At 52.2% G+C, this 12,502-nt stretch carries 11 protein-coding genes; 5 read left to right on the top strand and 6 right to left on the bottom strand.

The genetic code is table 11. The annotated features are described in order from the left end of the window. Positions 1-25: 25 nt before the first annotated feature. The 3 genes from nhaA to dnaK form a co-directional block, all read right to left on the bottom strand. On the bottom strand, positions 26-1,192 hold the full coding sequence (gene nhaA, locus FDX09_RS03800) for a Na+/H+ antiporter NhaA (protein WP_038637066.1): 1,167 nt from the start codon (positions 1,190-1,192) through the stop codon (positions 26-28). A gap of 208 nt (positions 1,193-1,400) precedes the next feature. Further along, on the bottom strand, positions 1,401-2,531 hold the full coding sequence (dnaJ, locus tag FDX09_RS03795; RefSeq protein WP_137346819.1) for a molecular chaperone DnaJ: 1,131 nt from the start codon (positions 2,529-2,531) through the stop codon (positions 1,401-1,403). A gap of 87 nt (positions 2,532-2,618) precedes the next feature. Beyond that, positions 2,619-4,541 carry a molecular chaperone DnaK gene (gene dnaK, locus FDX09_RS03790; RefSeq protein WP_038637064.1) on the bottom strand — a complete coding sequence of 641 codons (1,923 nt, stop codon included), beginning with the start codon at positions 4,539-4,541 and terminating at the stop codon, positions 2,619-2,621. A gap of 384 nt (positions 4,542-4,925) precedes the next feature. On the opposite strand from dnaK, the gene FDX09_RS03785 reads away from it, so the two are divergent. The 3 genes from FDX09_RS03785 (at position 4,926) to satP (ending at position 6,791) form a co-directional block, all read left to right on the top strand. After that, positions 4,926-5,330: a DUF2541 family protein gene (locus FDX09_RS03785; protein ID WP_137346818.1), complete on the top strand. Its 405-nt coding sequence runs from the start codon at positions 4,926-4,928 to the stop codon at positions 5,328-5,330. Between the two features lie 32 nt (positions 5,331-5,362). Next, positions 5,363-6,076 carry an acidic protein MsyB gene (gene msyB / locus FDX09_RS03780; RefSeq protein WP_038637060.1) on the top strand — a complete coding sequence of 238 codons (714 nt, stop codon included), beginning with the start codon at positions 5,363-5,365 and terminating at the stop codon, positions 6,074-6,076. 148 nt (positions 6,077-6,224) lie between these two features. After that, complete coding sequence (gene satP, locus FDX09_RS03775) at positions 6,225-6,791, top strand: acetate uptake transporter (protein ID WP_006686623.1); 567 nt, start codon at positions 6,225-6,227, stop codon at positions 6,789-6,791. Between the two features lie 34 nt (positions 6,792-6,825). On the opposite strand, the gene FDX09_RS03770 is transcribed toward satP, so the two are convergent. From FDX09_RS03770 to tal, 3 genes are all read right to left on the bottom strand, one after another. Beyond that, complete coding sequence (locus FDX09_RS03770) at positions 6,826-8,133, bottom strand: MFS transporter (protein WP_003829746.1); 1,308 nt, start codon at positions 8,131-8,133, stop codon at positions 6,826-6,828. A gap of 124 nt (positions 8,134-8,257) precedes the next feature. Continuing rightward, positions 8,258-8,845 (bottom strand): molybdopterin adenylyltransferase, encoded by a 588-nt coding sequence (mog, locus tag FDX09_RS03765; protein WP_044699039.1) that lies wholly within the window; start codon positions 8,843-8,845, stop codon positions 8,258-8,260. A gap of 110 nt (positions 8,846-8,955) precedes the next feature. Continuing rightward, positions 8,956-9,909 (bottom strand): transaldolase, encoded by a 954-nt coding sequence (gene tal, locus FDX09_RS03760; protein ID WP_005124064.1) that lies wholly within the window; start codon positions 9,907-9,909, stop codon positions 8,956-8,958. A 274-nt stretch (positions 9,910-10,183) separates the two neighbouring features. On the opposite strand from tal, the gene FDX09_RS03755 reads away from it, so the two are divergent. Together FDX09_RS03755 and yaaA are read left to right on the top strand one after the other, a co-directional pair. Continuing rightward, entirely contained in the window at positions 10,184-11,614 is a 1,431-nt protein-coding gene (locus FDX09_RS03755) for a sodium:alanine symporter family protein (RefSeq protein ID WP_110496084.1), read from the top strand. A gap of 77 nt (positions 11,615-11,691) precedes the next feature. After that, positions 11,692-12,465: a peroxide stress protein YaaA gene (gene yaaA, locus FDX09_RS03750; protein ID WP_042312480.1), complete on the top strand. Its 774-nt coding sequence runs from the start codon at positions 11,692-11,694 to the stop codon at positions 12,463-12,465. The last annotated feature ends 37 nt before the right edge of the window (positions 12,466-12,502 follow it).

Below are 12,502 nucleotides of genomic sequence, written 5' to 3'. Positions count from 1 at the left end.
AAATTGTCACGAAAGGGTTATCCTGTCAGGCGGATGCGTTTAACCGGGTGCGTAACCAGCAATAACCAATTACCGCCGACAGCAAGGAGCCAATCAGGATCCCCAGTTTCGCCCAGTTAATCAGCTCAGGATCGACATTACCAAACGCCAGGCTGGCGATGAAAATCGACATCGTAAAGCCAATACCGCACAGAATCCCGACCGCCATGATCTGCTGGAAATTCGTTCCTTCAGGTAATTGCGCCAGCTTTAAGCGTAACGCCAGCCAGCAAAACAGGCTGATACCCAGCGGTTTACCGATCAACAGACCTGCAATAATCCCCAGCGGTAATACGGAGGTCAGCCCATCAATGGTGACACCCTGCAGTGAAACACCCGCGTTAGCGAAGGCAAACAGCGGCAGGATCAGGTATGCCACCCACGGATGCAAAACATGCTCCAGACGCTTTGCCGGTGAACGTCCGTGTTTTTCCTTTAACGGAATGAAGAAACCGACGATCACGCCCGCCAGCGTCGCATGCACGCCGGACTTCAGGACTGCCGTCCACAGCACCACACCCACCAGAATATAAATCCCGGTACGTCTCACGCCACACAGATTCAAGGCCGCCAGGACGAGAATGGCACACGCGGCAACGCCCAGCGACAGCAGCGAGAGATCGCTGGTGTAGAACAGCGCGATGATCACGATAGCGCCAAGATCATCGATAATCGCCAACGCCATGAGGAAGATTTTCAGCGCCAATGGAACACGACTGCCCAACAGTGCCAGCACGCCTAATGCAAAAGCGATATCCGTTGCAGCCGGGATCGCCCACCCTTCACGGGTAATAGGGTCAGCATAGTTGAATGCCAGATACAGCAGCGCCGGGACAATCATCCCCCCGATAGCGGCAATGATCGGAAATGCCGCCTGACGCAGACTGGCCAGCGAGCCTTGCATTAACTCGCGTTTTACCTCCAGACCAATCAACAAGAAGAATACCGCCATCAACGCGTCGTTGATCCACAGCAGCATATTTTTGTTGATCTCAAGCGCGCCAACCCGCAGTTGAACGGGCGTTTCCAGAAAGGCATGGTACCATCCACTGGTGACCCCGATATTTGCCATCAACATAGCGATGACGGCTGCGATGATCAGGATGATGCCCCCCGAGGCGTCACTACTAAAAAAACGATGCAGATGTTTCACTTTTATTCTCTCTATTGGGTGAATACTTCGTAAATACTATCTTACACCCTCAAAAAGCTCGTTAAAATTAGATTATTCATGATAGATAGATCGGTTTTTACGAACAAATAGACTGAAATTAAAAAAGATTTTCCGAACGGAAAACAGAAATAAAAAAGCCTGAAACTTTTCAGTCCCAGGCTTTTTATCAAATATTGAGTCGAAAGAATCAGCGCGTCAAATCGTCAAAGAACTTCTTCACGCCGTCGAAGAAGCTTTTGGAGCGCGGGCTGTTTTGCTCACCGGTCGGGCCGCCAAAACTGTCCTGCAGGTCTTTCAGCAACTGCTTCTGCTTGTCGTTCAGACCCACAGGGGTTTCAACAACGACACGACACAGCAGATCGCCCTGAGCGCCACCGCGTACAGACTTGACGCCCTTTCCACGCATGCGGAACAGTTTGCCGGTCTGCGTCTCGCCCGGAATCTTCAACTTCACGCGACCGTCCAGCGTCGGGACTTCAATCTCGCCGCCCAGCGCTGCCATCGCAAAGTTAATCGGTACTTCGCAGTACAGGTTATTACCTTCACGCTCAAAAATTGGGTGCTGTTTTACCTGCACCTGAACGTATAAATCGCCTGCTGGCGCGCCATGCTCACCGGCTTCACCTTCACCCGCTAAACGAATACGGTCGCCGGTATCAACGCCTGCCGGGATTTTAACGGACAGCGTTTTGCTTTTCTCAACGCGACCATGACCGTGACATTTGTTGCACGGATCTTTGATCAGCGTACCGCGACCCTGACAATGTGGACAGGTCTGCTGTACGGCAAAAAAGCCCTGGCGCATCTGCACCTGGCCGGAACCGTGACAGGTTGGACAGGTTTGCGGCTGAGTACCTGACTTCGCGCCGCTGCCATGGCAGACGTCACACTCTTCCAGCGTCGGAATACGGATCTCTTTGGTGACGCCACGCACGGCTTCTTCCAGAGTGAGATCCATGTTGTAACGTAAATCAGCACCACGTGAGGCGCGCTGACGACCACGACCGCCGCCAAAGATATCGCCAAACACGTCACCAAAGATATCGCTGAAGTCAGCCCCGCCGCCAAAACCGCCGCCGCCCATGCCGCCTTGCTCAAACGCGGCATGACCGTACTGATCGTAAGCCGCGCGTTTTTGCGCATCGGTCAGGATCTCGTACGCTTCTTTGATCTCTTTAAACTTGGCTTCAGCCTCTTTATCACCCTGGTTGCGATCCGGGTGATATTTCATGGCCAGGCGCTTGTAGGCCTTTTTGATTTCACGCTCTTCCGCTGATTTGGAAACGCCTAAAATCTCGTAATAGTCTTGCTTTGCCATTGGTTTTTTTAAGCCCCTTAACATACAAGCACGGGCGAAGAGGAAACCTCTACGCCCGTGCCGATTAACTACCCTGCATCAGGGCGATTATTTTTTGTCTTTCACTTCTTCAAACTCAGCGTCGACAACGTCGTCATCTTTCGCATTGTTTGCAGAAGCATCAGCGCCTGCTGCACCAGCCTGCTGCTGTGCGTGCTGCTGCTGAGCGATTTCCATCAGTTTCTGGGAAACCTGAGCCAGCGCCTGCATTTTCGCTTCGATATCCGCTTTGTCTTCGCCTTTCAGAGACGTTTCCAGCGCGGTCAGTGCAGACTCAATGGCAGTTTTGTCGTCAGCCGGCAGCTTGTCGCCTGCTTCTTCAACCTGCTTACGAGTGCTGTGCAGCAGATGGTCGCCTTGGTTACGAGTCTGAACCAGCTCTTCGAACTTACGGTCAGATTCTGCGTTCGCTTCTGCTTCGCGAACCATTTTCTGAATTTCTTCTTCGTTCAGACCAGAAGAAGCCTTGATGGTGATCTTCTGCTCTTTACCGCTGTTTTTGTCTTTCGCGGAAACGTGCAGGATACCGTCGGCATCGATATCGAAGGTAACTTCGATCTGCGGCATACCGCGCGGAGCCGGGCTGATACCATCCAGGTTAAACTGACCCAGATCTTTGTTATCGGCTGCACGTTTACGTTCACCCTGCAGCACATGGATGGTTACCGCAGACTGGTTGTCTTCAGCGGTAGAGAACACCTGGCTGTGCTTGGTCGGGATGGTGGTGTTTTTCGCGATCAGTGGCGTCATCACGCCGCCCATGGTTTCGATACCCAGAGACAGCGGGGTAACGTCCAGCAGCAGTACGTCTTTCACATCACCCGTCAATACACCACCCTGAACGGCAGCACCGATTGCCACGGCTTCGTCCGGGTTAACGTCTTTACGCGGCTCTTTACCGAAGAATTCAGCAACTTTCTTCTGCACCATCGGCATACGCGTCTGACCACCAACGAGAATAACGTCGTTGATATCAGAAACAGACAGGCCAGCGTCCTGCAGAGCAACTTTCAGCGGCTCGATAGAACGGTTAACCAGGTCTTCAACCAGGCTTTCCAGTTTCGCACGGGTCACTTTGATGTTCATGTGTTTCGGACCAGTCGCGTCTGCAGTGATGTACGGCAGGTTCACGTCGGTCTGCTGAGCGGAAGACAGCTCGATCTTCGCTTTCTCAGCGGCTTCTTTCAGACGCTGCATCGCCAACGGGTCATTACGCAGGTCGATACCCTGATCTTTCTTAAACTCGTCAACCAGGTAGTTGATCATGCGGCTGTCGAAGTCTTCACCACCCAAGTGGGTATCACCGTTGGTTGCCAGAACTTCGAAGGTTTTTTCGCCGTCAACTTCGTCGATTTCGATAATAGAGATATCGAAAGTACCACCGCCGAGGTCATAAACCGCGATAGTACGGTTGCCAACTTCTTTATCCAGACCGTAAGCCAGTGCAGCTGCGGTTGGTTCGTTGATGATACGTTTTACTTCCAGACCTGCGATACGGCCGGCGTCTTTGGTTGCCTGACGCTGAGCATCGTTAAAGTATGCAGGTACGGTGATAACCGCTTCAGTTACCGGTTCACCCAGGTAATCTTCAGCCGTTTTCTTCATTTTCTTCAGCACTTCTGCAGAGATCTGCGGCGGTGCCATTTTCTGACCTTTTACGTCAATCCATGCATCACCGTTGTCAGCACCGATGATTTTGTACGGCATGATGGCTTCATCACGCTGTACTTCTTCGTCCTGGAAGCGGCGGCCAATCAGGCGTTTAATCGCAAACAGGGTGTTTTGCGGGTTTGTCACTGCCTGACGTTTAGCCGGCTGACCAACCAGAGTTTCACCATCCTGGGTATAAGCAATGATAGAAGGCGTGGTGCGATCGCCCTCGGCGTTCTCCAGCACACGTGCAGTAGTGCCATCCATAATCGCTACACAAGAGTTGGTAGTACCCAGGTCGATACCAATAATTTTACCCATCTAAACGTCTCCACTAAAAATTCGGTCATCATGTGGTTGTGAATCTGTAATAAGGGCGAAACGTGCGGTTTCAACTACCCTGAATCGTTTTTTTTCAGACTCACCACTGCGGTTGACTACTAAGTGGGGTCGTAACCCACTTCATCAAGGGGGGCATGAAAAATTTTTTTAGCGCAGAAGCAATAAATTTGCCGAAAAAAGGCACAAAACTACAAAAAATGAATAATCGCCAATCAAAATTAATTCATAAAGCCAATTAATAAAGCGCTGTTATTCACATAAAAATTGTAATAAAAAGAAAAGATTACGTGAATGAATCGTTTTTCTGTCGGCGGTAAACTAGCGCGAAGCCACGCACTTTTGCAGCCGTCAAAGAGAAATTTCATGAAATCCGTTTTAACCCTTTCCGCCACCCTGCTTATGGGCCTGGTGTTGAGCAGCGCCGCTCACGCTAACGATCATAAAGTTCTGGGGATGATTGCTATGCCCCGCAACGCAACTAACGATCTCACGCTCAAAATTCCCGTTTGTCGGGTGGTGAAGCGTATTCAACTCACCGCCGATCGAGGCGATATTAACCTTAACGGCGCATCCGTTTACTTCAAAGCTGCGCGCACCTCCAGCCAAAGCCTGAACGTCCCGTCATCCATTAAAGAGGGACAAACCACTAATTGGATCAATATTAATAGCGACAACGACAATAAACGCTGCGTATCCAAAATCACTTTTTCAGGCCAGTCGGTAAACTCCTCTGACATGGCGACGCTTAAAGTCATCGGCGACGACTAATTCCGCCCTTTTATTCAGAAGCCATAGAAAACATGAATGTCACGTATTTGCATGACGACGACCTCGACTTTCTGCAGCATTGCAGTGAGGAACAACTCGCCACGATTACTCGCCTGTTAACGCATAATGAAAAAGGGAAAGCCCGTCTGTCGAGCGTTCTGAGCCACAACGAATTATTTAAATCGATGGAAGGACACCCGGAACAGCACCGCCGCAACTGGCAACTGATCGCCGGCGAACTTCAGCATTATGGTGGCGACAGCATTGCCAATAAACTTCGTGGCCATGGAAAGCTGTATCGGGCGATTTTGCTGGATGTTTCGAAGCGCCTGAAGCTTAAAGCCGACAAAGCGATGCCCACGTATGAAATTGAACAGTATTTGCTGGAACACTTTCTACGGAATGCCTGGCAAAAAATGGATGCGGACCATAAGCAGGAATTTTTGCAGGCCGTTGAGGCAAAAGTCTCTGAACTGGAAGAGTTACTGCCGCTATTAATGAAGGATCGCCATCTGGCGACTGGCGTTGCTCATTTGCTCTCCGGTCAGCTTACGCAGATCCTGCGTACCCATGCCGCAGTTAGCGTCATCGGGCATGGATTGCTACGCGGCGCTGGGCTTGGCGGCCCGGTCGGCGCGGCTTTAAACGGGGTTAAAGCGGTGAGCGGCAGCGCCTATCGCGTGACGATTCCGGCGGTGCTACAAATCGCCTGTCTGCGCAGAATGATCAACAACACACAAGCGTGATGTCCATCACAGGGAAAATAACTCATTTTCCCTTTGTTAGATCATAGACAGTCCGCTCTCCCCTGATTATCATGCCGCGCCCCGAAGACAGTGATCGTTATTCGGGGAAACTATTTCACCATTCAATCAATGATGATTTTGAGGAATTATGGGCAACACTAAGTTGGCTAATCCGGCACCGCTGGGCCTGATGGGCTTTGGCATGACCACCATTCTGCTTAACCTGCATAACGCGGGTTTCTTCGCCTTTGACGTTATTATTCTGGCGATGGGCATTTTCTACGGCGGTATCGCGCAAATTTTTGCCGGGCTGCTGGAATATAAAAAAGGCAACACCTTCGGTTTAACCGCCTTTACCTCCTACGGCTCGTTCTGGCTGACGCTGGTTGCGATCCTGATCATGCCGAAAATGGGCCTGGCGGATGCAACCAACGGTCAGTTCCTGGGCGTATACCTGGGTCTGTGGGGCGTGTTCACACTGTTCATGTTCTTCGGCACGCTGAAAGCTGCGCGTGCGCTGCAGTTTGTCTTCCTGAGCCTGACGGTGCTGTTCGCGCTACTGGCCGTGGGCAACATTGCAGGTAACGAAGCGATCATCCATGTTGCCGGCTGGGTTGGCTTAGTGTGTGGTGCAAGCGCCATTTACCTGGCGATGGGCGAAGTGCTGAACGAACAGTTTGGCCGTACCATCCTGCCGATTGGTGAAGCGCACTAATCTGACGCTATCCCCCCGGACGGGGGGATATTCCTTACAAGCGCTGTAACTCTCCCTGCACGCTGGTATCGCGATGATAAATATCCTGTCGCAGCCAAATCCCCAGCCCTAACCCCACCAGCGATAACGCCAGTACATACCAGGCTGGAGCCATTGGCGACACGCTCATTAACATCGTCACAGCGATTGGCGTCAGACCACCAAAAATGGCGTACGAAACGTTGTAAGAAAACGAGATGCCGGTAAAGCGGACTTCCGCTGGAAACGCTCGTACCATGACATAAGGCACAGCCCCCACCACGCCAACGCACAAGCCCACCAGCCCATACAACAAGAACAAATGCTGAGGATGGCTACCGGTCAGATGATAGAAAAACCAGCTCGAACAGGCCAGCAGCAGGCTACCGACAATAAAGGTTTTGCTGGCGCCAACCCGGTCGACAATAAACCCGGCCAGCAGACAACCGACGCACAGCATAATGGTCGCGACACTGTTGGCTTGTAATGTCAATGCTGGCGCAAAGCCATACTGTTTCTGCAGCCAGACTGGCGACATCAGGATCACCACCACGATCCCAGCCGATAACAGCCAGGTCAGCAGCATGGAAATGACCACCGCTTTTTTATGTTTGCTCACCACCGACTTTACCGGTAGCTCTTGCGCCAACGCCTTACGCTGCTGCATTTCGAGGAAGATGGGCGTTTCCTGCAGCCAGCGGCGCAGATACATCGCCACCAGCCCAAACACGCCGCCCAGCAGGAAAGGAATACGCCAGCCGTAGTCATGCACCGCTTGCTGCGTCAGGCTGGTGTTCACCAGCGTTGCAACAACCGACCCCAACAGAATCCCCACAGTAAGTCCGGCAGTCAGCGTGCCGCAGGCGATACCGATGCGACGCTCCGGTACGTGTTCCGCCACGAACACCCACGCCCCCGGCACTTCGCCCCCAATGGCTGCGCCCTGCAAAATGCGCATCAGTAATAACAGTAACGGCGCAAGGATCCCCATTGAGGCATAGGTAGGCAACAAGCCAATCGCCAGCGTCGGTATCGCCATCAGCAAAATGCTCAGGGTAAACATTTTCTTGCGTCCGACCAGGTCGCCAAAATGCGCCATAATGATGCCGCCCAATGGACGCGCCAGGTATCCGGCGGCAAAAATGCCGAAGGTTTGAACCTGACGTAGCCATTCAGGGATATCGGCCGGGAAGAAAAGTTCGCCAACAACCGCGGCAAAGAAGACGAAGATAATGAAATCATAAAACTCAAGCGCCCCGCCGAGGGCAGCAAGCGTAAGGGTTTTATAATCCTGTCGATTCAGAGGTCGAGTGTGTTGTGACATAGCAAGCCATGAGTCAGTGGAGTAATTGAATATGTCTGTCGATATATGTAAATCAAAAATTACTATATCGTAAACAATTCAATACTCCACCTTCATTGTTACTTATATCACAACCAGGCTACTTTCAGGCGTTTGTATCGCGGATCGCGCTTTTAGGGCGAAAAGATGCTACTACTGACGGTGCAGTCTCAACATAAGGTCCATCCAACAGCTGTATACAATACGGTACACTTGCAAAAATGCCTGGCACGATGACCTTACCATCGGCATCTTTCACGCCTTCCAGCGTTTCTTTGATCGATTTCGGCTGCCCAGGCAGATTCAGGATCAGCGCCTGTTTGCGAATCACGCCAACCTGACGGGAAAGGATTGCGGTTGGCACAAAGTGCAGACTTATCTGGCGCATTTGCTCACCAAAACCAGGCATCTGGCGGTCGGCTACGGCCAGCGTAGCGTCTGGCGTTACGTCGCGACGTGCCGGCCCCGTTCCGCCGGTCGTCAGTACCAGATGACAGCTCATTTCATCAACCAGCTCGCATAAGGTTTGTTCGATGATCGCCTGTTCATCCGGGATCAGCCGTGTTTGCAGCTCAAAAGGGGTTGTTAGGGCTGATGCCAGCCACTCTTCAAGGGCCGGGATACCTTTATCCTGGTAAACGCCGCTGGAAGCACGATCAGAAATGGACACCAGGCCAATGCGTAAAGTATTCATGATTATTCCGTTTAAACAGTCTCGTTAAACAGAATGATACACTGCGAAAGGAAGGACAGACAGGTTTCAGAAGAGGTAGCGTGACCCCTGTCAGGGCCACGCCGAAATGATTACAGCAGATCGCCGATCATTTTTTCCAGTTTGCCCTGGTCTACAGCAAACTTACGGATACCGTCCGCCAGTTTGTCTACAGCCATTGGATCCTGGTTGTGCTGCCACAGGAACTCAGCTTCAGTGATACGTGCAGGACGCGCTTTCACTTCGCCAGAGAAGGACAGTTTACGTTCGATAGCGCCTTCGCTTTCCGCCAGCTCTTTCAGCAGCGCCGGTGCAATCGTCAGACGATCGCAGCCCGCCAGCTCGATGATTTCACCGATGTTACGGAAGCTCGCGCCCATAACTACGGTTTCGTAACCGTGCTGTTTGTAGTACTCGTAGATTTCCGTTACGGAAACCACGCCCGGATCTTCTGCCGGTGCATACTCTTTCTTGTCGGTGTTGGCTTTGTACCAGTCAAGAATACGACCAACGAACGGAGAAATCAGGTATACGCCAGCTTCTGCACAAGCGCGCGCCTGCGCGAAAGAGAACAGCAGAGTCAGGTTACAGTTGATGCCTTCTTTTTCCAGCTGCTCAGCGGCACGAATGCCCTGCCAGGTTGAAGCCAGTTTGATCAGAATGCGATCGTTGCTGATGCCAGCATCGTTGTACAGTTTAATCAGACGTTTTGCTTTCGCGATGGATGCGTCGGTGTCGTAGGACAGGCGAGCGTCAACTTCTGTGGAAATGCGACCCGGGACCAGTTTCAGGATCTCCAGACCAATGTTTACCGCCAGTTTGTCGGTCGCGTCGACGACCTGCTGCGCGCGGTCGTTGCTCTGCTGCTTAGCCCAGGCTACAGCGTCATCAATCAGCTTGCGATATTCCGGGATCTGCGCTGCGTTAAGAATGAGAGAAGGGTTAGTTGTGGCATCCTGAGGCTGATACAGCTTCATTGCCGCGATGTCTCCGGTGTCGGCCACTACTGTGGTGAACTGACGAAGGGAGGTCAATTTGTCCGTCATGATAGTGATTCTCTTTAAACAGCTTGTTAGGGGGATGTAACCGATCTTCCCTGATGATAGCACGACGCACTCTCAGCGCAACCGCCTGTATTGTCCGACCTGCCGCTCAGCCCTGATTACGCAGCTCAAAGCCTGAGATGCGCAATTAAGGGATATACCTGTTGTTATGATAAACTCCCGTAATCAATCTACTTAGAAGGTATATACTGGTCGATAATTGGTAGCGCTTACATGGGATTATTCGCGCTTACCGGCATCAACAAGAGGGATGTTAATGCCTGATTTTTTCGCATTTATTAATGAAATACTCTGGGGCTCGGTAATGATCTACCTCCTGCTTGGCGCAGGATGTTGGTTCACCTGGCGTACGGGGTTCATCCAGTTTCGCTACATTCGCCAGTTTGGCAGAAGTCTTAAAAACAGCATCAGCCCGCAACCGGGCGGTTTAACTTCCTTTCAGGCTTTATGCACCAGTCTTGCCGCGCGGATCGGCAGCGGAAATCTGGCGGGCGTGGCGTTGGCAATCGCCGCAGGCGGCGCGGGAGCCGTTTTCTGGATGTGGGTCTCGGCAGTCATTGGGATGGCAACCTCGTTTGCCGAATGCTCACTTGCGCAACTGTATAAAGAACGCGACAGCAAGGGACAGTTTCGCGGCGGTCCTGCGTGGTATATGGCGCGTGGACTGGGTATGCGCTGGATGGGCGTGCTTTTTGCCATCTTTTTACTCATCGCATATGGACTGATTTTTAACAGCGTGCAGGCAAACTCGGTCTCGCGCGCACTTGCTTTTGCTTTCGATATCCCTCCTCTCTTCTCCGGTATCGCCCTGGCTATCACATCATTACTGGTCATCGTCGGCGGTATTAAAGGCGTTGCCCGTCTGATGCAATGGTTTGTTCCGGTGATGGCTCTGTTGTGGGTCGGTTGTAGCCTCGTCATCTGCCTTTGGCATTTCGCTCAGCTTCCCGACATTATCATAACCATCGTTAAAAGTGCCTTTGGCTGGCAGGAAGCCGCCGCCGGCGCCGCCGGGTATACGCTAAGCCAGGCCATTGCCAGCGGCTTTCAACGCGGTATGTTCTCGAATGAGGCCGGAATGGGCTCAACCCCGAACGCCGCCGCCTCGGCTGCGTCATGGCCTCCGCATCCTGCGGCACAAGGCATTGTGCAAATGATCGGTGTTTTAGGCGATACGCTGATTCTTTGTACGGCCAGTGCGATGATCGTTCTGCTGGCGGGTAATGGCACCAGTTCTATCCCCATTGAAGGCATCCAGTTGCTGCAGAGAGCGATGGTCTCGCTGACGGGGGAATGGGGCGCCGGATTCGTCGCCTTTATTGTGATCCTGTTTGCCTTTAGCTCTATCGTCGCCAACTACATCTACGCGGAAAACAACCTTATTTTCCTGAAGCTGGACAATATCCGGGTAATTTGGCTATTACGTATCGCGACCGTGAGCACCGTTGTCGGCGGCACATTACTCAGCTTCCCGCTGCTCTGGCAACTTGCCGACATCATCATGGCCTGTATGGCCATCACTAACCTGACGGCGATTTTACTGCTCTCACCGGTTGTCCATACCCTCGCCAGCGACTATCTGCGCCAGCGTAAACTCGGGGTGCGCCCGGAATTTGATCCGCGCCGTTATCCTGATATCAGGCAGCAGCTTGCGCCCGAAAGCTGGGATGAAACGCCGCGTGATTAACGCGGCAATCGCAACCATCGATCAATTCTGTCCATTTTTTTGCTAAAGTCGCAGTAAATTTCCTGCAAGGACTGGATATGCTGATTCTGATTTCACCTGCAAAAACGCTCGACTACCAAAGTCCGCTGGCAACCACACGCCACACGCTGCCCGAACTGCTGGATCACTCGCAGCAGCTTATTCACGTGGCGCGACAACTCTCCGCGCCGCAGATTGGCAAGCTGATGGGAATTAGCGACAAGCTGGCGGATCTGAACGCCACCCGTTTCCATGACTGGCAGCCCGATTTCACACCGGAGAATGCGCGTCAGGCTATTCTGGCGTTTAAAGGCGACGTTTATACCGGGCTGCAGGCTGAAACCTTCAGCGAAGCGGATTTTGACTTCGCTCAGCAGCATTTACGCATGTTGTCCGGGCTGTACGGCGTGTTGCGTCCGTTGGATTTGATGCAGCCTTACCGTCTGGAGATGGGCATTCGTCTGGCCAATCCAAAGGGGAAAGATCTTTACCAGTTCTGGGGCGATACCATCACCGACAAACTTAACGAAGCGCTGGAAGCGCAAGGCGACAGCGTGGTGATTAACCTCGCATCAGATGAATATTTTAAATCTGTGAAGCCGAAAAAGCTGAACGCCGAACTTATCAAACCGGTCTTCCTCGATGAGAAGAACGGTAAGTTCAAAGTCATCAGCTTTTATGCCAAAAAAGCGCGTGGCCTGATGAGCCGCTACATCATTGAAAATCGCTTAACTCAGCCAGAGCAACTGACGGCATTTAACAGTGAAGGCTATTTCTTTGATGAAGAAGCGTCAGGGAATGGCGAACTGGTGTTTAAACGCCACGAGCAGTAGTGTACATGCCGGATGGCGGCTAACGCCTTATCCGGCC

Origin of the sequence: Citrobacter sp. wls717 (genome assembly GCF_005280955.1) — a bacterium.
Lineage (GTDB): Bacteria > Pseudomonadota > Gammaproteobacteria > Enterobacterales > Enterobacteriaceae > Citrobacter > Citrobacter werkmanii.
This window is presented reverse-complemented; position numbering and strand designations above follow the sequence as displayed.

Coding starts and splice junctions, on each gene's coding strand:
- dnaJ (WP_137346819.1), bottom strand. CDS start 2,531: ATGGCAAAGCAAGACTATTACGAGATTTTAGGCGTTTCCAAATCAGCG.
- dnaK (WP_038637064.1), bottom strand. CDS start 4,541: ATGGGTAAAATTATTGGTATCGACCTGGGTACTACCAACTCTTGTGTA.
- FDX09_RS03785 (WP_137346818.1), top strand. CDS start 4,926: ATGAAATCCGTTTTAACCCTTTCCGCCACCCTGCTTATGGGCCTGGTG.
- msyB (WP_038637060.1), top strand. CDS start 5,363: ATGAATGTCACGTATTTGCATGACGACGACCTCGACTTTCTGCAGCAT.
- satP (WP_006686623.1), top strand. CDS start 6,225: ATGGGCAACACTAAGTTGGCTAATCCGGCACCGCTGGGCCTGATGGGC.
- FDX09_RS03770 (WP_003829746.1), bottom strand. CDS start 8,133: ATGTCACAACACACTCGACCTCTGAATCGACAGGATTATAAAACCCTT.
- mog (WP_044699039.1), bottom strand. CDS start 8,845: ATGAATACTTTACGCATTGGCCTGGTGTCCATTTCTGATCGTGCTTCC.
- tal (WP_005124064.1), bottom strand. CDS start 9,909: ATGACGGACAAATTGACCTCCCTTCGTCAGTTCACCACAGTAGTGGCC.
- FDX09_RS03755 (WP_110496084.1), top strand. CDS start 10,184: ATGCCTGATTTTTTCGCATTTATTAATGAAATACTCTGGGGCTCGGTA.
- yaaA (WP_042312480.1), top strand. CDS start 11,692: ATGCTGATTCTGATTTCACCTGCAAAAACGCTCGACTACCAAAGTCCG.